Annotated in this window: 15 protein-coding genes; 6 read left to right on the top strand and 9 right to left on the bottom strand. The window is 68.4% G+C overall.

The window, feature by feature from the left end; all coding sequences use genetic code 11:
- The first annotated feature begins 139 nt into the window (after nt 1-139).
- Together HCA58_RS12440 and HCA58_RS12445 are read left to right on the top strand one after the other, a co-directional pair.
- Nucleotides 140-1,123, top strand: coding sequence for a DUF1702 family protein (locus HCA58_RS12440; RefSeq protein WP_169597960.1), 984 nt, complete (start codon nt 140-142; stop codon nt 1,121-1,123).
- A complete protein-coding gene (locus tag HCA58_RS12445; protein ID WP_169597961.1) occupies nt 1,120-2,487 on the top strand; it encodes a cytochrome P450 in 1,368 nt (455 codons plus the stop codon). The genes HCA58_RS12440 and HCA58_RS12445 overlap by 4 nt, the downstream gene beginning before the upstream one ends.
- Before the next feature lie 196 nt (nt 2,488-2,683).
- Here the strand turns inward: HCA58_RS12445 and HCA58_RS12450 are convergent, their stop codons facing one another.
- From HCA58_RS12450 to HCA58_RS12470, 5 genes are read right to left on the bottom strand one after another with little or no spacing between them, the layout of a single operon-like run.
- Nucleotides 2,684-3,223 carry a flavin reductase family protein gene (locus HCA58_RS12450; RefSeq protein ID WP_169597962.1) on the bottom strand — a complete coding sequence of 180 codons (540 nt, stop codon included), beginning with the start codon at nt 3,221-3,223 and terminating at the stop codon, nt 2,684-2,686.
- 3 nt (nt 3,224-3,226) lie between these two features.
- Nucleotides 3,227-3,706: an acyl-CoA thioesterase gene (locus HCA58_RS12455; RefSeq protein ID WP_169597963.1), complete on the bottom strand. Its 480-nt coding sequence runs from the start codon at nt 3,704-3,706 to the stop codon at nt 3,227-3,229.
- A gap of 3 nt (nt 3,707-3,709) precedes the next feature.
- Entirely contained in the window at nt 3,710-9,514 is a 5,805-nt protein-coding gene (locus tag HCA58_RS12460; protein WP_169597964.1) for a type I polyketide synthase, read from the bottom strand.
- 23 nt (nt 9,515-9,537) lie between these two features.
- On the bottom strand, nt 9,538-10,533 hold the full coding sequence (locus tag HCA58_RS12465; protein ID WP_169597965.1) for an enediyne biosynthesis protein: 996 nt from the start codon (nt 10,531-10,533) through the stop codon (nt 9,538-9,540).
- Entirely contained in the window at nt 10,530-12,455 is a 1,926-nt protein-coding gene (locus HCA58_RS12470; protein WP_169598070.1) for a CRTAC1 family protein, read from the bottom strand. Before HCA58_RS12470 ends, HCA58_RS12465 begins: the two co-directional genes overlap by 4 nt.
- A 623-nt stretch (nt 12,456-13,078) precedes the next feature.
- Between HCA58_RS12470 and HCA58_RS12475 the strand changes: the two genes are divergently transcribed.
- The 3 genes from HCA58_RS12475 (at nt 13,079) to HCA58_RS12485 (ending at nt 16,107) form a co-directional block, all read left to right on the top strand.
- Nucleotides 13,079-13,393, top strand: coding sequence for a hypothetical protein (locus tag HCA58_RS12475; RefSeq protein WP_169597966.1), 315 nt, complete (start codon nt 13,079-13,081; stop codon nt 13,391-13,393).
- A gap of 560 nt (nt 13,394-13,953) precedes the next feature.
- Nucleotides 13,954-14,799: a maleylpyruvate isomerase N-terminal domain-containing protein gene (locus HCA58_RS12480; RefSeq protein WP_169597967.1), complete on the top strand. Its 846-nt coding sequence runs from the start codon at nt 13,954-13,956 to the stop codon at nt 14,797-14,799.
- A 123-nt stretch (nt 14,800-14,922) separates the two neighbouring features.
- Entirely contained in the window at nt 14,923-16,107 is a 1,185-nt protein-coding gene (locus HCA58_RS12485; protein ID WP_169597968.1) for an acyl-CoA dehydrogenase family protein, read from the top strand.
- A gap of 214 nt (nt 16,108-16,321) precedes the next feature.
- On the opposite strand, the gene HCA58_RS12490 is transcribed toward HCA58_RS12485, so the two are convergent.
- Genes HCA58_RS12490 through HCA58_RS12505 form a run of 4 tightly spaced genes read right to left on the bottom strand, consistent with a single transcriptional unit; the run spans nt 16,322 to nt 20,531 of the window.
- On the bottom strand, nt 16,322-17,569 hold the full coding sequence (locus HCA58_RS12490; RefSeq protein ID WP_169597969.1) for an MFS transporter: 1,248 nt from the start codon (nt 17,567-17,569) through the stop codon (nt 16,322-16,324).
- Between the two features lie 22 nt (nt 17,570-17,591).
- Nucleotides 17,592-18,395, bottom strand: coding sequence for an ABC transporter ATP-binding protein (locus tag HCA58_RS12495; protein WP_169597970.1), 804 nt, complete (start codon nt 18,393-18,395; stop codon nt 17,592-17,594).
- Nucleotides 18,395-19,492, bottom strand: a complete 1,098-nt coding sequence (locus HCA58_RS12500) for an iron chelate uptake ABC transporter family permease subunit (protein WP_169597971.1) — start codon at nt 19,490-19,492, stop codon at nt 18,395-18,397. The genes HCA58_RS12495 and HCA58_RS12500 overlap by 1 nt, the downstream gene beginning before the upstream one ends.
- 13 nt (nt 19,493-19,505) lie before the next feature.
- Nucleotides 19,506-20,531 (bottom strand): ABC transporter substrate-binding protein, encoded by a 1,026-nt coding sequence (locus HCA58_RS12505; protein ID WP_240956122.1) that lies wholly within the window; start codon nt 20,529-20,531, stop codon nt 19,506-19,508.
- A 189-nt stretch (nt 20,532-20,720) separates the two neighbouring features.
- Here HCA58_RS12505 and HCA58_RS12510 point away from each other — a divergent pair, with 189 nt between their 5' ends.
- Nucleotides 20,721-22,085 carry an alanine racemase gene (locus tag HCA58_RS12510; RefSeq protein ID WP_205808459.1) on the top strand — a complete coding sequence of 455 codons (1,365 nt, stop codon included), beginning with the start codon at nt 20,721-20,723 and terminating at the stop codon, nt 22,083-22,085.
- The last annotated feature ends 8 nt before the right edge of the window (nt 22,086-22,093 follow it).

Raw genomic sequence — 22,093 nt, forward strand, 5'->3', positions numbered from 1 at the left:
CGTGGGCTTCTCCCAACGTGCCGTTGTCCCGGTCTCTCCGTCGCAGGTCAGAGGGCAATCGGGAAGTGGCTACCGGTACCCGCGATCGGCAGTATTGAGCAAAACTTTATTGTCGGTCCTGAATGTATGGGAGCAGCAGGTGGCTGGCACCATCAGAGCGCTCAGGCGTCGCGTACTGACCCCCGACATCTCCGAGACCCTGGTCGCCACGCGGGGGTTCCACGACAAGGGGCCGCAGTCCCGCGCCGTCCTGGAGACCGTCGGATCGTCCTTTCTGACGGGGCTCTCCTCGGCCGCCGGCGCCCATCGGGTAACCGACGTCGACCTTGACCTCGCCGAGGTGCCCCGCCGGTTCAGAGGCTTCGCCTACGAGGGTGCCGCCATGGGCTTCGCGCTCGTCGACGCGTTGACCCCGGGCAGCCCCCGGCGCAGCGCCGAGTTCCTCGCCGGCTCCGGTGGCCGGCACGTCTACATGGCGTACGTCGGTATCGGTTGGGCATTGGCCCGGCTGCCCCGGTTCCTGTGGCGCCGCGCTGCGGCGGCGGCCACGGACCCGTTGTTGCGGTGGCTGGTTCATGACGGCTACGGCTTCCACCAGGCGTACTTCCACACCGACACGTACGTGCGTGGTCGTCGCCCGGTGACCGACTTCCCTTGGCCACCCGAAGGACCGGCCTCCTACGCCGCTCGCGCCATCGACCAGGGAATCGGCCGGGCCACCTGGTTCGTCGCCGGATCCGACCCGACCATCGCGGCCGACCTCATCGACCGGTTCGCGCAGGAGCGGCGCCAGGACCTGTACAGCGGTGCCGGCCTCGCGGCCGCCTATGCCGGCGGCTGCACCGAGGACGAGCTGCGGTTGTTCCTGCACCGTGCGGGGGAGCACGCGCCATTCGTTGCACAGTCCGCCGCGTTCGCCGCCCAGGCCCGGATCCGGGCAGGACTGCTGATGCCACACACCGAACTGGCGACCAGGGTGCTCTGCCGGACCTCGGCCGCCGAGGCGGCCCGGGTCACCGACGAGCTGATCCCTGCGGAACCGATCGCGCCGGGACTGCCGGCGTACGAGATGTGGCGGCGCGCCGTGGCCGAACGGTTCCGCGCCGCACGGGTGCAGCCGTGACAGCGCTCGCCGACCGCAGTGGCCTACGCCCGCCGGGACCGTCGGCCTGGACGGCACCGGTGCTGCTCGGACGAATGGCCCGCAACCGGTTGAACGTGATGCGGTCGGTCGCTGCGCGTCACGGTGACGCCGTCCGCCTGCCCCTGGGTCCGAAGACGCTCTACTTCTTCAACCATCCCGAGCACGCCAAGCACGTGCTGGCAGAGAACCCCGGCAACTACCACAAGGGCATCGGCCTGACACACGCCCGACGTACCCTCGGTGACGGCCTGCTGACCAGCGAGGGTGAGCTGTGGACCAAACAGCGCAAGGTGATCCAGCCGGTGTTCCAGGCGCGGCGCATCGCCCGGCAGGCTGCCGGGATCGCCGAGGAGGCGGAACGGATGGCCGCTCGGCTGCAACGCATGGTCGGCGGCGGGCCGGTCGACATCCGGCACGAGATGACCGAACTGACCCTCGGCGTGCTGGGCCGGACCCTGCTCGACACCGACCTCGGTGAGTTCGGCGGGATCGGAGCGGCCTTCGAGGCGGTGCAGGACCAGGCCATCTTCGAGATGATGTCGCTGAGCGCCGTGCCGACCTGGGTGCCGTTGCCTCGGCAGCTCAGGTTCCGTCGGGGCCGCGCCGAGTTGCAGGACATCGTGGACCGCCTGGTGGCCCGCCGCCGGGCAGAACCCGGTGGTGGGCAGGGGCGCGACGACGTGGTGTCCCGGCTGATCGAGTCGACCAGCCGGGAGACGGATCCGCAGGTCGCCCGGCAACGTATGCGCGACGAGCTGGTCACCCTGCTGCTCGCCGGTCACGAGACCACCGCGAGCACCCTCACCTGGACGTTCCACCTGCTCGACCAGCATCACGAGGTGTGGGAACGGGTACACGCGGAGGCGGTCGAGGTGCTCGGCGACCGGACGCCGGTGTACGAGGACCTGCACCGGCTGCGCTACACCGCGATGGTCGTCGACGAGGTGATGCGGCTGTACCCGCCAGTGTGGCTGCTGCCCCGGATCGCGCAGGGCGAGGACGTCGTCGGCAAGTGGCACGTGCCCGCCCGAGCCGACGTCGTGTTGTGCCCGTACACCCTGCACCGGCATCCGGAGTTCTGGCCTGACCCGGACCGTTTCGACCCGATGCGGTTCCACCCTGACCGGCCCTCCGATCGGCCGCGGTACGCGTACATCCCGTTCGGAGCGGGGCCGCGCTTCTGCGTCGGCAACAATCTCGGATTGATGGAGGCGGTGTTCGTCATCGCCTGCGTGGTCCGTCAGCTGCGTCTGTCGCGGCACCCGGGACACCGCGTGGTACCGGAGCCGATGCTGACCCTGCGGGTGCGAGGCGGGCTGCCGATGGACGTCCACGAAGCCTGAACCGGGTGACCTCCGGCGCAACCGGTGCCTGATGGGCCGGTTGCGCCTCGTCGGGTGTGTTCGCTGCGGTGCTGGCCCGCCCCCTCGGGCGCGGTCGATTGACCGGCTGACAACGACCGGAGGGCCGCGGGACCGGCAACTCGAGAGCCGGGCGACCACGCGTGTGCGTCGTCGCCCGGCTCTCGGTGGCGCTGGTTCAGCCGCTGCCGACTCCGCAGAAACGGCCACCGTGGAACAGCAGTGCGTCACTGCCGTCACCCCGCCCGGTGCCGAGGATGAAACCTAGGAAGATGGAGTGGTCGCCGCCGTCGTACACCGCCGCTAGCTTGCACTCCACCCAGGCCAGGCTTCCCTCCACGATGGGCGCACCGGTGTGCTGCCCCGGTTGGCACGGCACCGTCGCGAACTCCCGCTCGTCGCGGGGACGGCTGGAACTGGCGAAGTACCGGGCCAGGCCCTCCTGTCCGGAGGACAGGATCGACACCGCGAAGGCGCCCTGGGAGAGCACCGTGTCGTGCAGAATCGACTTGCGCTTCACGCACACCAGTACCATGGCCGGGTCGAGCGACACGGAGGTGAAGGCGTTCGCGGTCATGCCGTGGGGCAGGTCCCTGCCCGAGGTCACCACCGTCACGCCGGTGGCGAACATTCCCAGCACCGCCCGCAGTTCGACGTGGCCGTTCGCAGCCGGCGGCACCGTCGACGTCGTCACCGGCCGGTGGTCCGCTCTGGTCATAGCTCAGCCCTCCCGGAGGCTTTCGAGGACCGGACGTGCCGGACCGCCGGGCGCAGTCGGCATCACGTACTGCGACAGGGCGGTTCGCAGCGCCTCGGGGACCCGGGTGGGCCGGGTGTCCGTGTTCGGGCCGCGCATACAGGCGACGCGTTGCCGACCTCGGGCCACCAACTCTTCGAAACCGTCCCGTAGCCGGACGTAGTCGAACGCGAAGCTGATCTGGGTCTGGGTCAGGTCCTCCAGCCGCATCCGGATGGACAGCTCGTCGAAAGCGGTGATCTCGGTGAAGAACTCACACTCGCACCTGAGGGTGAACAGTTTGAGATCGTCGCGGATGTCCGTCAGTACCGCCGGAGCCCGGTCCCGCAGGAACATCTCCCGGCACCGGCCCTGCCACCGCATGTAGTTGACGTAGTAGACGTTCCCAACGAGGTTGGTTTCCTCGAAACCGACCAGGTGCCGGTACTCGTAGTAGGTCTCCATGATTCACCGGTCTCCTTCCGCGAGGATGGCGAACACCACGGGCTCGCCGATGTCCTGCAACCGGGTGGCGAAGGTAGCGATCCGGGCCGGTCCCGACCGAAGGGCGACCCACCCGGCCGGCCGGGTGGGTTCGGCCACCAGCTCGGCGCGGGCGTGACCGTTCTTGCGCAGGCACTCCACCGCACCCCAGACCCGCGTCGCCGACACGCTCAGGTCCTCCTGCTGCTCCCTGGCCACCAGCGTGGCCAGGGCCACGCCATCGGCGCCGATCAGGCCCTCCCAGTCCTCTTGGGAGCGCGTCGTGGCCAGTTCCACGTCGCAACCCACCGCCGGGGCGCCGGCGACGACGAAAGTCACCCCGGCACCGTGCGAGGCGGAGATCCGGACGTTGCCGTCGATCTCGGGCTTACCGTCGGGCCGGTAGCGTACCGTGGTCTGTGCTCGGAGAGCCCAGCTCACCGCCCTACTCGTCTGCCGGCGGCGATCCTCGTCGGGACCTTCGGGCCGGACCACGCAGCGCAGTTCGGTGGTCAGGAAGTCCCCCGTCCGCCGCTCCAGGTACGGGCCCACCAGCGCGGGCAGCCAAGGCCCGCTGCCGTCCTGCTTGCGTACGGCGTGCAGGCGCAGTCCGATCCACCGCTCGACGAGGTTGCCGTCGGAATCGCAGACGTCCACGTCGTAGTGGTAGGTGTCGCCCTGCCGCCGCTGTTCCACCGCGTGGATGGTGACCGTCTCGAGAGTGCCGGCGAGCTTAGGGTCGGCCAGGTAGAGGCGCTCGATCGCGCCGGGCAACAAGGTCGCGTCCGGTACGCAACATTGCAACGCGTGCATCACCGCGTCGCGGGTGCCCGGATCACCCAGCACCAGCTCACCCGGGCGGTACCGGGCGAACCAGCTGTCGACCGGCCGGTTGGACACCCTCGCCGAGCAGCCCTTCGCCGCGAGGTCCAGGTAGCCCAGCAGCCGCTGGAACCGACGTCCCTGGAACAGCACCGGACCGTACAGGTCGCGCGCCGGATCGATCGGCAGCAACTGCCCGCCGCCGGTGGCCGGTCGGGCGTCGACCCGCAGCGGCGGATCCCAGCGCAACCGAGCCCGGAAGTGGTCGGCCTGGAAACTGGTGTCGCTGCTGCGGATCACCGCGTCGACCGAGCCGTCGGTCGCGACGAGTACGGCGATCCGGATGGTGGTGACACCCGCGGGGGGCACCACGATCGGCCGCAGCAGTTCGACGTTCTCCAGGACAGGGGCCGCGGTTCGGCCGGTGAGCGCCGTCGCCGCCTGAGCCATCGCCTCCATCCCCAGTACGGCGGGGAAGAGCAGATCCCCGTCCAGTTCGTGGTCGGGCAGGTAAAGGTCGTCGTCGGCGCTCAGGTCGGCGTCCACGACCAGTTCGACGCCAGGGTAGTGCACCTGTGGCCGGTCCACGAAGCGCAGCAACGGAAGCTCCCGCTGCTCCCATGCGACCGTGGGAAGGCCGTCAGCGCGTCCCATCACCACCAACGTCTGCGGCGCGCAGGGGCTGGCCAGTACCTCTTTCAGCGTCGCGATGCCGGCTTCGACCGGGATCGGCGCGATGCCGTCCCGGGCAAGGGCCTCCAGCACCCCGAGTCGCTCGCCCATGCCGGCACCGGACCACACCGACCATTCCAGCGCCAGGCACCGAATGTGCGGGTAGTTCTCGCTGACCCGGCGCGTCAGGTCGGTCATCCAGTCGTTTGCGGTGGCGTAGTGTGCCTCGCCGCGCAAACCGGCCCGGCCGATGATGCTGCCGAAGGTGACAAGCAGCCGCAGCCGGTGCGGGTCGACGGCCGTGAGCAGCGCCTCCAGCCCGTCGATTTTCGGGGCGATGGTCCGCCGGAACGTCGCCTCGTCGAGGTCGACGAACGCGGTCGGCTCGTTGCGGCCGGCTCCGTGTAGCACACCCGTCACCGGTCCGAGCGCCGCCTCGATCGCGTTGACGGCTGCCTTCACCTCGTCCACGGCGGTGATGTCCGCCTGGGCGTAATGGTGGCGGACACCGGCGGCGGTGAGCCGCTCCAGGTTGGCCGACAACTCGGCGTCCCCCGCCGGGTCGGAGCGGCCGATCAGGCCGACCGCCGTCCCGCTGTGGCGGCCCAGAGCCAGGGCGCACTCGGCGGTGATGCCCTTGCCGCCTCCCGTCACCAGCAGCACGTCCCCTTCACCGAGGCCGGGCCCGTCGCTGGGAGGCAGCGCTGCCGGCCGTAACACGGGGACGTGACGGTTGCCGTCGACGTCGTAGTGGACCTCACTGAATCCCTCGGTCGCCGCCACGTCATCGACCACCCGGGACACCCGGTCCGCGAGGACGTCCTGGGACGGCTCGTTGCTCAGCGGCAGGGTGACCACTGTGGTGGCAATCTCCGGGTGCTCCTGGTGCAGCGTCTTGGCCAGACCGGCGGCGTTGCGCCGTTCGCCGACGGTGACGAAGCGCACCGCGGTTCCCTGTGTCACCGCGGCCCGCGCCGCACGCAGCATCACCGGGATGTGCTCGGGCTGACCGTCGGCTGGTAGGCACAGCAGTACCCCGCCGCCCACCCGTGCCCGCTGCAACGCCGTGCGTAGCGGTTCGGCCAGCGGGACGTGTCCGGCGGTGAACGCCTGCCAGCCACCGTCCGCCGGGGCGCCGGCCCGGGGGCCCACCTCGGTGGGCACCAGGTCGACCGTGAACGCCCGTACCCACGGCGCCACGCCGGGGATGATCGGCTCCGGATCGGCGGTGGTCATGCCGCCGCTCGCCTCGTCGAGGATCTGCGCGATCTCTGCCACCGTGGCGGTGGCGTAGCTGGAGGTCAGCGTCGGGGCCGCCACATTCAGTTCCCGGGCGGCCTGGTTGACGATCTGTCCGACGGTGATCGAGCTGAGGTGCAGTTCGTCCAGGGGGCGGCTGTCCGGCCGTACCTCCTCGATCGGCAGCTCGGCCCGCTCGGCGGCGAGCCGGCGCAGCAGTTCCAGACTGTCGATCGTCGTACCGGGACAGGGGACCGCGACCGGTGATCCGTCGGCCATCGTCGGGACGACGGCCGGCTCGGTTCCCGTACTTGCTGCGGCGAAGTTTCCCGCTGGCGCCGACTCGGCCGGACTGGCGAAGAACCGCAGTGGTCTGCCCGGCTCCATTGGCCGGGTGAACCGGTCCTGGAACAGCGCCGAGTGGTTCACCGGGGCGCCCGCGGCATACGCCGCGCCTACCGCGGCGAGCAGTCCCGCCAGCGACAGGCTGTCGGTCTCCAGCGAGACGACCGGTACCTCGGGGGCGATGTCGGCGGCCAGCCCGCGTAGCACCCGGCCAGGACCAACCTCGAGCAGCAGGTCGGAGTCGTCGGCCAACCGCCGTACCGCCTGGGCGAACCGCACCGGTTCCAGTACCTGCCGCCGCAGCAGGTCGACCACGTCCGTGTCCTCCGGCAGCACGTCCCCGGTGACCGTGGAGACCATCTTGCGGGACATTGCCGTGAAGGACTGGCCGCGCAGGTGGCCGGCGAACGCGACGGCCGCTGGGGCGACGGCCTCGGAGTGGAAGGCGTGCGACACCGCGATCCGGGTCCAGAACAGGCCCGCCCGCTCGGCGCGTTCGCCGACCTGAGCGACCGCGGCGACCGGGCCGGAGACCACGGTCTGCTTCGGGCTGTTGTAACCTGCGATCACCACCGGAGTACCCTCCAGAAGTGGCTTCACCACGTCCGGTGCTGCGGTCACGCTGGCCATCGTGCCGTCGGAGGTGCTGGCCTCGGCCATGATCCGACCGCGCGCGGCGGCCGTAGCGATCAGCGCCGACTCGTCCATGGCACCGGCCCAGTGCAGCGAGGTCAGTTCGCCGAGGCTGTGCCCGGTGGCGCCGGTCGCCTCGATGCCGAGTATGGACAGCACCCGCAGGCCAGCCACCGAGGCGGTGACGATGCGGGGCTGGGCGACCGCGGTGGCTACGAGGTCGGCGCCGGGCGGTGGCCGGTGGGCCAGGTAGAGATCGTCAACCTCTTCGAACCGCCGGCGCAGCGCCCCGCCGTCAGCGCGCCGACCGGCCCCTTGACCAGGAAAGAGGAACCCGATCCGCGGGGCGGGTCCGGCCACGCCGAGGAACACGCCCCCGGCCGCGTCGATCACCCTGTGCGTGCCCTCGTCGGTCAGCTCGACCAGCCGCTGCAGGCGTTGCCGCGCCTGCTCGGGAGAGGCCGCGACAACCGCCGCCCGCACCGGCCGGTCAGCCAGCTGCTCAGCCAGGACCGCGGCCAGGTCACCCAGTTCGGCGTATGACAACCTCCCAACCCACGGTGCCAGGTCCGACAGCCTCGAGCCCAGTTCCTCCGTTGTACGTGCGTCGAACATGAGCAGTTCGCTGTCCTGCCGGGATCGCACCAGGGCGGCCGTCGCTGGTCCGATGCGTGTCCGGCGGGCACTCTCGGCGGTTTCGAGCACCACGTGGGCGTTGATTCCGCCGAACCCCATCGATGAGACGGCCGCTCGGACCGGTTTGTTGGCCGGCCACAGCTCGGCGGTCGTGGGTACCCGCACGGCGGGTCGCTCCACGTCGATGACAGGGTGCGCCTCCACGTGGCCGGTGGCCGGCGGGATGACCTGCTGACGTACGGCCAGGATCGCCTTCAGTAGGCCGGCGACCCCGGCGGCTGCCTTGGTGTGCCCGAAGTTGCCCTTGACGGTGCTGATCGCCGCAGGTGCGCCGACCGGGTCTGCCTCCCGGCGGGCCTCGGTGAACGCCTGGAGTTCGGTGGCATCGCCGACCGCCGTACCGGTACCGTGACCCTCCAGGTAGGCGACCGTGTCGATGCCGAAACCGGCCCGTTCGTACGCCCGACGGATAGCCAACCGATGGCCGCTGGCCTCGGGCCGGGTGATGCCGCCCTTACCGTCGGAGGAGTAGCCCCATCCGGCGATGACGGCATGGCGGCGCAGGCCGCGGACTACCGCGTCCTCGTCGCGCATCAGCACCAGCATTCCGCAGCCCTCGCCCGGCCAGAAACCGTTGGAGTTCCGGTCGTAGACCCGCATCTCGCCGGTGGCCAGGGCTCCGGTCTTGGCGAAACCGATGACCTCGAAGGGGTCGATGCTCAGGTCCACCCCACCGGCGACGGCGGCGTCGAGATCCCCACTGGCCAGGGCGTTGCAGGCGGTGGCGACGGAGAGCAGTGACGAGGAGCAGGCACCGTCAACGGTGTAGCCGCCGCCCTTGAAGTCGAAGTGGTTGCAGACCCGACCGGCGATCGTGTTCGCCAGGCCGCCGGCCAGTGTGTCCTCGTCGATCGGCGGGAACGGCGCTTTGTAACGCGGCTCCAGTTCGTCGAGGAACGTGCCGACCCGGTCATCGTCCCAGCCCTGCTCGCGCAGCGCCGCGCCGACCGTGCGCCGTACGTAGGGCCACCGCAGCCGCAACAGGTTGGCTCGGCTGAACTCGCCGGTGAGGGTGTTGCCGATGACGACACCGGTGGTGGACAGCGGCAGTCCCTCACCGCCGGGGAAGCCGGCATCCCGCAGGGCCCGGTCGACCGTGTCCAGGGCCAGCCAGTGCGTCATGTCGGTCGACCGGAAGGTACTCCCAGCGATCTTGTGCCGGATCCGGTCGAACTCGAAGCCCTCGATGACCGCGGCCTTGGCCGAGTAGAAGCGGTCGGGAGCGGACGGGTCGGGGGAGTAGTAGTCCTCGTGGTTCATCCGTTCGTCGGGCAGCCGACGGAAGGCCCGACGGCCGGTGAGCACGTTCTCCCACAGTTCGTTGGGATTGTCGGCATCGGGATACCGGCAGGCGATACCGACCACGGCGATGCGCTCGCTCATGTCTGCTCCTCTACTCGCCGCGCTCACGCGATCCCCCCGGTGGTGCGGGGTGAGACGCCGACGGGCAGGGCGGTCCGCTGTCGGTACTTCCTGCGAAGGTGTGCGACCCACCAGCCGAGTCCACGGATGCCGCACACGACGACCACGGCGAAGAAGAGCGTGTAGACGACGTTGAACACCATCAGCACTCCGTAGGCCATGGCGACCCCGGAGCCGAACATGAACTGGTGAATCGGCTTCACCGGGGTGGTCCCCGGATCGGTGATCATGTAATTGGTGAACAGCACGAAGGCCACACCGGTCATCACCGCGAGCGCGGAGAAGAGAGCGACGTCCCAGATCCACGCCCGGAGGAAGGCCTGGATGGCGAAGCCGCCGAGCCAGCCGACGATCAGGGCGACCTTACGGGTCAGTAGCGCGTTGATGACGGTGCCGGCGGTGACGATGATGATCGGAATCATGATCCGGAAGAAGGTGTTGGCATCTTCGGTGAACATGTACGGCGGGGCGATGGAGATCCACGAGCCGAAGCAGACCAGGGCCATGGTGATGCCGAAGTTCGACGGGTTCATGTAGTGCCGCATCCGGCCGTAGACCGGGGCCTGGAGAACGTACTTGCCGGTCACTCCGATGATCACGGCGAAGGCGATCGGCAGGAACATGTCGTTGGCGTACAGGAGCATGTTGCAGGCCAGCGCGGTGATGTGTGACGGCAGCAGGAACTCGTACACCCGGCGGATGCCGCCGCCCCGGAAACGGGGCGTCTCCTTCCGGGACCAGGCTCTGATCAACTCGAAGGTGATCTCGGTGGCGTAGGCGGTCAGCGCCGCCAGGACCGGCCATAGCCAGGGCTGCTCGAAGCCGAGCAAGGTGTAGCCGAAGATGTTGAACACGCTGATCGAGATGGCGAAGTTGCGCAGGGCGAGGTAGCGGCGGTCGGGCTCGGGTCTGGTCGGGGACGGGGCGACGGGAACGGTCGGCGCACTGCCGACGGTGGGCGGGGGTGCGATCGTGGTCATCGGTTCGGAACCTCCTCGGCGCGGTCGGTCAGCACGAGGGTGTGCGTACCCGGGGTGAGCTTTTGGCTGGTGCTCTGTTGCTTGCCGCTGAGGTCGCGCCAGCGCAGGTCAACGGTGACCGGGCCACTGACGGCGCCCAACCCGACGTGCACCTCGAAGCTGCGCTTGCCGCCGTGACCACTGCCGCCGTCCAGCTGGGCGATCTGCTTGCGTCCGTCCGGTGTGGTCACCAGGACGGTGGCTCCGTAGGCGGGGGTGAGAAGGGGTTGTCCGGTCGAGGCACTGAGCGTCGGCCGGTGCAGCCGCAGGTTCAGGTAGTTGCCCTTGCCGGGCGCGTCGTTGACGTAGAAGGCCGGCGGACCCCACTGGCGGGCCACCGCGAGGTCCAATGCGCCGCTTCCTCGCGTGTCTGCCGTGGCGACACCACGGGTCGGGATCGGCACGTCCAACCCGATCTGCGAGGTGATGTTGGCGAACTCGCCGCTGGGGGTCCGGGCGAAGAAGGCCAGCGGCTGACTGCCGGCGATGTCGTCGCCGGGTTGCATGTTCGGCCACATCGCGGGATTGGACATCAGGTTGTCGTTCATCATGGCCATCTCCTGGAGCCACGGCCAGCGGTCGATATCGCCCTTGACGAAGCCGAGGGTCTGTACGACCTCCAGGTCACCGCTGTTGCGGAAGTCACCGAACTTGACGTCCCAGCCCCACCCGCTCCAGGCCAGGCCGAGTGGACGGGCCTCCTGGGTGAACGGTGCGACACCCTCGTCGAGCTTGACGAGCATGTCCCGCTCGTCGCGGGCCTTGTTGATCCAGACGAAGTTGCTCTCCTCCAGGCCCCAGGCCGTGGTGATGTTGGAGACCATCATGTCGAAGCTGCCGTTGCGGTCCAGGTCACCGAAGTCGACGCCCATGCCTTTGAACGACCCCTGACCGAGTACGAACGACTTCGGGGTGAAGGGTGTGCGTTCGCCGACTGCCGTGGTGAACGCGATCCGGCCGGGGGTCGAAACGTTGTGCAGCAGACGGTCGTGGCCGAAGTCGTTGGCCACGTAGACGTCGGGCAGCCCTCGACCGGTGAGGTCGGCGGCCGCCAGACCGAGCGTCCAGCCGGTCGACGACGGGTGCGGGATCGCGCCCCGCTGTGGCACGAAGGTCACTGACGGGTTGTCACCTGAGGTTGCCGAATGCCAGCGCAGCACGTGACTGCCGCCACCGTTAGTGGCACTGGACAGGGTCTCGTTCATCTCGACGTTGTCTTGTCCCCGCGAATCGAGCACATCGGACTCTGGAAAGTAGTTGCCGATCACGATGTCGGGGCGACCGTCTCCGTCCAGGTCGCTGACCAGGGAGGCGTTGGTGTGCCACTTGGGGCCGTGGTAAGCGCCGTCCGGGGAGCTCTGGGGCAGTAGCTCCTGGCGGTGGTACGCGGTGTTGGACACGGTGGTGGCGCCGGCCTTGCGCAGGAACAGGATCGGCACCCGACCCCAGAAAGTGACCATGAGGTCCATGCGCCCGTCCAGGTTGTAGTCACCCGGGACACACCCCATCGGAGCCATGGTGTCGTCGGTCGGCAGCGGCGCCGGGTCGAGGACGAACGGGGTGAACCTGTCCTCCTGCGGAGCGGTGGGGGCGTAGGTGACGACCACCTTGTCGGTGCGCACATCCACGAAGCACAGGCTGTTGGGGCGGCCGTGACCGGTCAGGTCGTTGACTGCGATGCTCGCCCCGACCGACGAGACCCAAGCTCGGATCTTGTGGTAGGAGCGGTTCACGTCCCGGATCGTCCTCTTGGGCAGCTGGTCGTAGCCGTCCGGGTACGCGATCGACTGCTCGACGAAGCGGTACCGGGTGGCGACCTGCTCGGCGCCGGCGACGGACACGCGGCTGTCGATGACAAAGAACAAGGCAGCCACGAGGAGAATTGTGACTATTCCGGGACTGAGTGAGCGTGCACGTTGGCCCAGCACGGTACGGTCTCCTTACGAAAGGGCCATCGGCTTGTGTCTAAGCCGATGGCGAACAGGGCAGACGGCATCACCGCAGCGGTTTCGGCGAATTCCCGAAATTGACGCGCGGCGTGGGATGGGGGAGTGTCGCCTGACGTTCAGGTCCGGCGGAGGGCTGGCGGCCGGTGGAGGGTGGTACCGATCTTCGTTGGCGTGGCGACGTGGATTTAGGAGCTAGCCTGATGTCCTCCTCCGCGACGGGAAGAAGTGGGGGACCGGCCTGATCGGGGCCGGGTTCATCGTGCGACGACCAAGGGCAGCCGCGCTTCTTTCACATTGCCTCCGGCGCCTGTGTAAGTCATGACCGCTTCGGCTTCTGCCAATAGCACGATTTGCCGGCGCGATGCATATTCGGCCGTCGCGCCTCGGTCGCGGTGCTTGTCCCCGGCTTGTGATGAAGAAGGCAATATGGCGACTGTCGATCTCATTCGTGACGGCTAGCCTGAATCACGGCGCTGTCCGAGGCGCCGCCCGGGCCGCACCGTTCAAACGATCGCCACGGGTCGACCGGGCTCCCCGGAAGAAGAAAGGAAGCCGCTGTGTCAGTCGAGGGATTGTGGAAGGTCGCGGTCGCGACGCCGTTCGGCACCCGTCGTACCGAACTGGAGTTGTTCACCAGGGATGACGTTTTGCAGGGTATTTCCCGTGGCGAGAAGGAGACGCTCACGCTGAACGATCTCCGGCTGGAGGGCCAGCGGCTGTCGTGGTACCAGTCGATCACCAAGCCTATGAGGATGGACCTCGTATTCGAGGTGGTGGTCGACGGTGACGAGATGACCGGAACCGCCCGCGGTGGCCCGATGCCGGCGGCAAAGGTGAGCGGTCGTCGCGAGCCAGCCACGCAGCCCGCCTGATTGGTCCTGCCGTCGGCCGGCCTTCCGGTGCCGATCAGCGTCCGGCCGGCGGTGCGGCGTCTGCACGGCCGGGACCATCCGTGGTAGGCCCGACCCCCGTGGCCGAAGCATCCCGCGCAACCCTGCTCGGGTGGCGTGGGCTCCGCCGGCCTGGCTCATCGGACCGACAGCAGCGGCCATGGCGATGGTGCCGGCGGTGACGTTCCGGCCAGTCCGGAGACGAAGGCGAAGGCCATTCCCGTAGCGGCGCCACCGATGGCGGTGGCCTTCGCGTCGTGGCCCAGGACCGCGTCCGCGACATTTCGCCGATCACGTGGTCGACGAACTCGTACGACCACAGCACCGCCAGAAGTATTCCCGTTGCGGCGCTGACCAGGACGGGCCGTCCCCGCGCGCGGGGACGGCCCGCCTCAGCCGTGTCTGTGCGGTGACTTCCGTGACCGTCATGATTGGATTATCAGAACGGCCCGGTGACCGGCCTTCTCCCGAGTTGCCGAATCGGCCGCCGAGACGGCAATCTGGGATAGCGTGTGGACCCCGGCTTACTCCATCGTGGAGGCATGTCGGTCTACGCCAACCAGCAACGTCGCGTGCGAGCCTCCGTGTCCGCCGTCCTGCAGCGGCTGTTCGTCCTCGTCGAGGAAGCACCGCCCGACCTACCTGTCACTGCGGCTTGGACGGTGGCCGACACGATGGCGCACCTGGCCGGTGTCGCCGCGATGGGTCTCGGGCTCGTCCGTTCCGTTCCGCCCGACCTACCGGTCCCCGCGCTGCTCCAGTGGCGTGAACGCACCACGGTGGACAGCATCTCGGTGATGAATGCCGAGGTGCTGCGGTGCTACACCGAGCGGCGGGTGCCGGTGCTGTCCGCCCGGCTGCGTGACGACGTGCAGGCCGTCCTCCGGGCTGCGGAGCACACCGGCCCGGACCACGAGGTGAGGTGGCTCGGTGACGCGCGGTTGCCGGTGGACGGGCTGCTCGCCCACCTGTTGAACGAGCTGAACATTCACGCCTGGGACATTGCGAAGGCGCTCAGCGTGCCCTGGGTCATCGATCCGGCCGACGCGGCCCTGTTCGTCGACCTCTTCCTGGTCGGCATGACGCGTCGCGGCTACGGAAACCTGCTGGATCGTGACGGCGCGGTGTACCCGGGACGTGTCTCGGTCACCCTCCGACACATGTTCGGTCCCGATGTCACCCTGGCTCTCGTCGCTGGCCGAGTGGTCGTGGAGCCGCCCGACCCCCGCCCGGACGTCCGGCTGTCCTTTGATCCGGCCGCCTTCACTCTGATGATGTTCGGCCGGATGGGTCGGGGCCGGGCCGTGCTCACCCGCAAGGTGATCGTCGGCGGGCGCCGGCCGTGGCTGTTACCCATCTTCCTGCGGACCATGCGCCTGCCGTCCTAGACCCGTGACAGCGCTCCGGGGCGGCTCCTACGGGCGCGCATCCGCGCAATACCGAAGAAGTAGCCGCGGAGCGGTCGATGCGACGGTAAATGGGACGGTTCACGGACCGCAATTCAAGGAGGAATGGTGACGCTGACTGAGATCCCTATGCGTGAGGAGATCCTCCGGCGTGTCGCGAAGGCAGAGCCTGTGCTCCGAGAGAACGTGGTGTGGTCCGAGGAGCACCGGCGCCTGCACGATTCGACGGTCGAGGCGATGGCCGAGGCGGGCATCTTTCGGATGCGGGTGCCCAAGCGCTACGGCGGCTTCGAGTGCGACGGGGCCACCCTGGTCGAGGTGGGCGCGGCTCTGGGCCGCGTCGACGGCTCCGTGGCCTGGGTGGCGATGGTCAACTGGATTCCCACCTATCTGGTCTGCATGTTCCCCGACGAGGTGCAGGATGAGGTGTTCTCCACCCCGGACGTTCGGGTGTGCGGCACCAACGCGCCGAAGGGTGTGATGGTTCCGGTGGAAGGTGGTTACCTCCTCACCGGCCGCTGGCCTTTCGTCAGTGGAGCCCACCACGCGCACTGGATGGAGGCTGCGGCGGTGATCCTGCGCGACGGCGCCGAGCCCGAACCGGTGATGACCATGGTGCCGATGTCCGACATGGAACTTGTCGACGACTGGCACACCACGGGGTTGCGTGGCTCCGGCAGCGTCACCACGGTCGCCACGGACGTCTTCGTCCCCGCCGAGCGGGTCATACCGCTGGAGGCCGCGCTCGCTCCGCGGACCCTGTCCTCGACCAACGCGACGATCCCCATCTACCAAACCCCGGCTACCCTGGTCGCTGCCGTCTCTGGCGTTGGCCTGTTGACGGGTCTGGCCAGGGCGGCTTGGGACGTCTTCTTCGAGCGGCTTCCAGAACGGAAGATCATCTACACCGACTATGCGAGTCAGGCCGAGGCTCCGCTGACCCACCTACGGGTCGGCGCCGCAGCACACAAGATCGACCAGGCCATGTTTCACGCCCGGCGGATCGCAGACGTCGTAGACCATAAGGCGTTCAGCGGAGAGGGGTGGACCGTCGAGGAGCGGGTTCGGGTTCGCGCGGACCAGGGTGAGGCGGCTCGCCTGGCCAAGGAAGTCGCCGACACCCTCCAGATGGCAAGCGGTGGCACCTCCATCTACCGCGACGTACCGATCCAGCGGATCGTGCGGGACATCACATCGGCCGCCCTGCACGGCCTGGTTGTGCCGGACGTGAACACCGAGCTCTACGGTCGGATCCTGTGTGGGCTGGAGCCGAACACCCTCTACTTGTAGGCAGACGATGGCACCCGAGCCCTCCCACCAGGCTGCTGGGAGGGCTCGGGAGCGGACACCGGCTGCGGAGCCAGGCATGATCGGGGAGACGTCACCGTAGAACGGTGGGACTGCGACCCGGCAGTTCCCACCTCGTCCAGACGCCGGCCGTACGCCGACGGTATTCGGTACCGAGCCCGATCATTCTCGTCCGACGGGGCCATTGTCTCCGCAGTTACCCGTCCGACTTGCCGTGACTGACGGAGAAGCCCCGGGACGAGGGAACCATCACTGCGGCTGCCGTTGGAGCGGCGAAACACACCACCGCGCAGACGGCCAGCACCACGGTCGCGCCGAACTGGTCGATCGCGGGTGCGATGAGTGCGAGACCGACCGGTGCGAGCCCGTAGGAGAGCAGGAAGTCGAGTGAGGACACCCGGGCTAGTTTGGTGGGTTCCACCTCGCGTTGGGTGGCGGTGAACCAGGGAACGTTGAACAGTTCGATGCCGATGCCGGCGAGCACGTACGCGGCGAAGATCACTACGGGGTGCACCGGTAGCAGCAGGCTCAACGGCACGAGTCCGTAGAGCGCTAGCCCGCCCAGCGCGGCCCAGCCCTGGGCGCGGGGCCGCCACCTGGCGATGATCATGGCTCCGACGAGAGCGCCAATCGTGTAGGTGGTCATCGCGGCCGCCAGCACGGCCTCGCTGCCGAAGCGGTCCCGGCTGACCAGGGGCAGGACCACGAAGGTGGCCGAGTACCCGGTGGCGATCACCGCCGTCAGCGCGGCCAGGCCGGCGACGAACCAGGGATGTCTACGGGCTTCACGCATCCCGTCGGCGAAGTCGGCCAGGATGTTCGGCCTGGTGGTCGAAGGTTCGGCCGAGTCGTTTCCGGGGGGAGGAACCAGAGCGGCCACCAACCACAGGACGCCGATGCCCCACAGCAGCACCGGCGTGGAGACGGCTACGGCCAGTAGCGCGGTGAGCCCGGGCGCGACCAGGGTGGTGACGCGGACCGCGAGGGTGATCGCGGCGTTCGCCTGTTGCCGCTGTGGCTCGGCGACGACCTCGGCGGTCAGTGCCTGGAAAGCCGGGCGGCACGCGCCCTGCCCCGCGCCCACCACGAAGGCTGCGGCTGCCGCCACCACCAACGACCGGTCCAGAGTCATGGCCATGACGGGTGTGGCGAGGGCGGCGATCAGCCCGGACCACAGCACTGTCTGCCGCCGGGAGTAACGGTCGGCCAGGACGCCGGCGACCGGCATGGCGGCGAGGAAACCCGCGGTGCGTGTGGCCAGGAGGACCCCGAGCCCGACGCCGGTCAGTGATCGGTCGAGGACTGCCAGTCCGAGGATGAACGGCAGTGCCCACGTTGCCACGCCGGAGGCCATCGTGCCGGTCCAGAGCCGGATGAAGGACGGGCTTCGCAACAAGGGGATCGGCGCGGGGTGGCTCTCCACGGCACTGTCCTGCGTGTGCATCGTTCTCCCGATACGGATGCGGTCAACCCGCGACGACTGTGGCGTCGGTTCGCGAGGTGGTGGCGGCCAGGTAGGTGATGCGGAGGGTGCCTGCGGTGGGCTCCCGGTCGACGAGTACCTCCACGCCGTAGACCGATCTGATCAGTTCGGCGGTGAGGACCGTCTCGGGCGGACCGGCGGCGAACACCTGCCCGTGGTCGAGGACGACGACGTGGTGGCAGTAACGTGCGGCGAGATTGAGGTCGTGCAGGGCGACGACGCAGGTGACCCTCAGCGATCCGAGTAGTTCGAGTAGTTCGAGCTGGTAACGGATGTCGAGATGATTGGTGGGCTCGTCGAGCAGGATCTCCCGTGGTTCCTGTGCGAGGGCGCGGGCGAGTTGAACGCGCTGCTTTTCCCCTCCCGACAGGGTGTGCCAGCTTTGGTGCTGCTTGTCGGCGATGCCGACTCGACTCAGCGCCGCATCGATGACCTGCTGATCGTGCTCGGTCAGCGCGTCGAAGCGGCCCCGGAACGGTGTGCGGCCGAGCTCGACGACCTGCCGGACGCTGACGTGATTGTGGGCGGTCACGTCCTGCTCGACGACGGCGAGCCGCCGGGCGAGGATCCGCCGGCTCAGGTCCCGCAGGTTGGTTTCGTCGTACTCGACGGTGCCGGTGTCGGGGCGGCGCAATCCGGCGAGCAGGCGCAGCAGGGTCGACTTGCCCGAGCCGTTGGGGCCGAGAAGCCCGACGACCTTTCCGTCCCGAGCGGCCAAGTCGATGTTGTCCAGCAGCCGGTGTCCCTTGACCGACCAGGAGAGATCGGTGGCGTTGATGCGGCCCATCAGGACTCCAGACGCTTGAGGACCAGCGCGAAGGCCGGCGCACCGAGCAGCGCGGTGATCACGCCGGCGGGTAGTTCGTGCGGCGTGAACGCTGTCCGGGCGAAGGTGTCCACCCAGATGAGCAGGATGGCGCCGAGAACCGCGGACAGGGGAAGCAACGAACGGTGCATCGGACTGCCCAGGATGCGGACGGCGTGTGGGACCAGCAGCCCGACGAATCCGATCGCGCCGGAGGCTGCCACGGCGGCTGCCGTGATGAGAGAGGTCAGCACCATCAGCCAGATGCGGACCGCGGTGACGTTCACGCCCAGGGCGGCGGCGGAGTCCCAGCCGAACGTGAAGGCGTCGAGGGACGAGGCGAAGAACTGGATCGCCAGCAACCCCGCCAGAATGATGACGACAGTGAAGGTGACTCCGTCCCACCGGGCGCCCGCCAGGGTCCCGAGCAGCCAGTAGGTGAAGCCGCGGGTGGAGTTGGCGTCCCCGCTGACCATGAGGATGAGACTGGTGATCGCGGCGAAGAACTGGGACACGAGCACACCGGTGAGCACCACGCGGGTGGGGCTGGCGACACGCCCTCCACCGAGCAGGACCAGCAGCAGGCCGAAAGCGACCAGACCGCCGACGAAAGCTCCGGTCGACAGGGAGATGCCGCCGCCGATACCCAGGAGGATGACGGCTACCGCGCCGGTCGAGGCGCCGGAGGAGACTCCCAGCAGGTACGGATCGGCCAGGGGATTCCTGGTGATCGCCTGCAGGACCGCGCCCGAGACCGCCAGTGCCGCGCCGACGAACGCGGACAGCAGTACGCGCGGGAAGCGTGACTCCCAGATGAGTGCGTCCAGCAGTCTCGGCAGCGGCGGGTTCGGGGCGAGCTCACCGAGGCCGATGTGTCGCATGATCGTGGACACGACGTCGAGGTGGTCGATGTTCGCACTGCCGAACAGCGACGCTGCGATGATCGACGTCAGCAGTCCGACCGAGGCCAGGAGGATGACGGCCGGCACGGAGGCGCGCCGCAGACGCGATGACGTCGGCCGGGAGCCGGCGATCGGGTCCGGGACACGCCTGGCCGGTTCGTGCAGGTTCGTCGTCATGGTCGTGGGCTGCTCATCGGAACTTGTTCAGGCCTTCGACCAGGGCGGGAACCATCTCCACACTGCCGTAGGAGGGGTCCATCTGGGCGCCGGGTATGGTGACGAACCGGTCGTCTGTCACCGCGCCGAGCTTGCTGGTGAGCGGGTCGTTCTTCAGCAGGGAGATTTTCTCCGCTGCGGTGTCGTTGGGCTCGCCTCTGGTCAGGTCGGCCAGGATGATGACGTCGGGATTGCGGGCAGCGACCTCGTCCCAGCTCACCTCGGCCCACTTGGTCTTGGCGTCGTCGAAGATGTTCTTCACCCCGACGAGGTCGGAGACGTGTTGCGGCAGGCCGCCGGGACCTGCGGCCCAGGGCGTCCCGTCGTAGGTGGAGTAGAACCACAGCACCTTGAGTGGCTCGTCCTTGTTTTCCATGGCGCCCACTGCCTGGTCCACCAGGGCCTTCTGCTCAGCCGCCAGCTTCTCGCCGGCGTCCGGAACGCTCATGATCTTGGCTAGGGTGCGGTACTCGTCATACAACATGTCGAAGTCCGCGTCCGGCACGCTGACGTGGTAGCTGCAGTCGAACTCGGTGACGTAGGTTGCCACACCGAGGTCGTGTAGCTGCTCACGATCGCCGGCCTGTTCTGCGGTGAGGAAGCTCCCGAAGCTGCTGTAGACGAAGTCCGGTTGCGCTTCGAGCAGCTTCTCGTGCTTGAGTGGCTCTCCGCGTGGACTCAGTTGCGGGATCTTCGCGTACGGCTCGACCAACGCGGCCGGTGGCTCGTAGATCTCGTAGGCCGACCCGACGACCCGGTCGCCCACCCCGAGTTTGATGAGGATCTCGGCTGCGGTCTGGTTCAGCGTGACGACCCGTTGTGGCACCGCTTCGAGCGTCACGTCGGTGCCGCAGTTCGTCATGGTGAGTGGGTAGGTCGTTCCACCCGGTGCCGTCGGCGCTGCCGCGGTAGGTGCGTCGGAGGGTTGGCCGCTCGAACATCCGGCGAGGAACAGCATCGCCGCAGCAGCCGTGACTCTGATACCCGTTGTCGTTTTCATCGGTGGCAGGCTAGCAGTCCGCGCGGCGGCAGCGAAGGGTCGCGGCGGGTGATCTCGTTCGGGTTGATCGCGGCGCCCGCTCGATGGGTCGATTATTAACAAGTGACTGATATCGATCGCCTATTGCACATGGTTTTCGAGTCTAGTAGACATGGCGGAGTGACCACGTCGCAATCAGTAACCGAATCGATGCTGGCTGGAGTTCGGCCCGTCCCGCTCACCGCCCTGCGGCATCCCGCGGTTTCCACGCTTCTGGACGACCACCGGGCCCTGCTCGTCGAACTTCTGGACGGTCTGGGTTCGCCGCTGCACGTCGTGCTGCCGGAGGTCTTCGAGGAGAACATCGCCGCGCTTCGGCGGACGTTCGCCGAGGCGGGTGCCGACGTCGACATCCTGTTCGCCAAGAAGGCGAACAAGGCCGACTGCTTCGTCCGGTCGGCCGCCGCTGCCGGCGTCGGAGTCGACGTCGCCAGCGCCGCCGAACTCGTCAAAGCCCTGGCCGGCGGAGTACCCGGCCACCGGATCGGCATCTCCGGCCCGGAGAAGGACGACACGCTGCACGCTCTCGCTGTCCAGCACGACTGTCTGGTCGCCGTCGACTCGGTCAGCGAACTCCGCCGGCTAGCCGCCACCGCCAGACTGACGAATCGGCAGGTGCGGGTGCTGCTGCGGGCTCGGACCGGAAGCCAGCCGGGAAGTCGCTTCGGCATGGCCGTGGTCGAGCGTGACGCGGCGGTCGACCAGTGTCTCGAACTCGTCGAGCACGTCCGCCTTTGTGGATTCTCGTTCCACCTCAACGGCTACTCGCCGGAGGAACGGGCGATCGCGGCGAACGAGATGATCGAACACTGTCTCGACGCCAGGCGACGCGGCGCACCGGCCACCGATCTGGTCAACATCGGCGGCGGTCTACCCATGCGCTACGTCGAGCCGCGGCTCTGGGATGAATTCCTCCGACACAACGAGCCGGCCCAGTATCACGGGACCAAGACCTCCAGGGGCCTCTACTTCTACCCGTACGGAGGAATGCCCACCACCGAGGCCGCGCGCACGATCATGAACCATCCCGTCGACGGGGACGAGAGCCTGTCGGCGAAGGCTGCCCGCGTCGGCATCCGTTTCGTCGTCGAACCCGGCAGGTCGCTGTTGGACCAGGCAGGATTCACCGTGTTCCGCGTGCAACAGGTCGAGGACCGGCGCGACACCGACGGGTACGCGATCGCCACCGTGGCAGGCAACAGCCTGAGCCTCTGCGAACAGTGGTTCAACACCGACTACCTACCGGACCCCATCCTGCTCTCGGCTCAGTCCGTTGCCAGCGAGGAGTTCCCGGCCTGCGTCGCGGGCTCGACCTGTCTGGAGAACGACATGGTCACCTGGCGCAAGATCGGCTTTTCCCGGCCGGTACGCCCCGGTGACCACCTCGTCTACCTCAACACCGCCGGCTACCACTCAGATTTCCTCGAATCCCGCTTCCACGACACCGCGTTGCCGTTGAAAGCGGTCCTCCGGCTCCGTGACGGATCACCGCGCTGGCGACTGGACGGAATCTGAGCAGTCTC

This window comes from Micromonospora sp. HNM0581, assembly GCF_012726175.1.
In the GTDB taxonomy this organism is placed as follows: Bacteria; Actinomycetota; Actinomycetes; order Mycobacteriales; family Micromonosporaceae; genus Micromonospora.

Coding starts and splice junctions, on each gene's coding strand:
- HCA58_RS12450 (WP_169597962.1), bottom strand. CDS start 3,223: ATGACCAGAGCGGACCACCGGCCGGTGACGACGTCGACGGTGCCGCCG.
- HCA58_RS12455 (WP_169597963.1), bottom strand. CDS start 3,706: ATGGAGACCTACTACGAGTACCGGCACCTGGTCGGTTTCGAGGAAACC.
- HCA58_RS12460 (WP_169597964.1), bottom strand. CDS start 9,514: ATGAGCGAGCGCATCGCCGTGGTCGGTATCGCCTGCCGGTATCCCGAT.
- HCA58_RS12465 (WP_169597965.1), bottom strand. CDS start 10,533: ATGACCACGATCGCACCCCCGCCCACCGTCGGCAGTGCGCCGACCGTT.
- HCA58_RS12480 (WP_169597967.1), top strand. CDS start 13,954: ATGTCGGTCTACGCCAACCAGCAACGTCGCGTGCGAGCCTCCGTGTCC.
- HCA58_RS12485 (WP_169597968.1), top strand. CDS start 14,923: ATGGTGACGCTGACTGAGATCCCTATGCGTGAGGAGATCCTCCGGCGT.
- HCA58_RS12490 (WP_169597969.1), bottom strand. CDS start 17,569: ATGCACACGCAGGACAGTGCCGTGGAGAGCCACCCCGCGCCGATCCCC.
- HCA58_RS12495 (WP_169597970.1), bottom strand. CDS start 18,395: ATGGGCCGCATCAACGCCACCGATCTCTCCTGGTCGGTCAAGGGACAC.
- HCA58_RS12500 (WP_169597971.1), bottom strand. CDS start 19,492: ATGACGACGAACCTGCACGAACCGGCCAGGCGTGTCCCGGACCCGATC.
- HCA58_RS12505 (WP_240956122.1), bottom strand. CDS start 20,531: ATGAAAACGACAACGGGTATCAGAGTCACGGCTGCTGCGGCGATGCTG.
- HCA58_RS12510 (WP_205808459.1), top strand. CDS start 20,721: ATGCTGGCTGGAGTTCGGCCCGTCCCGCTCACCGCCCTGCGGCATCCC.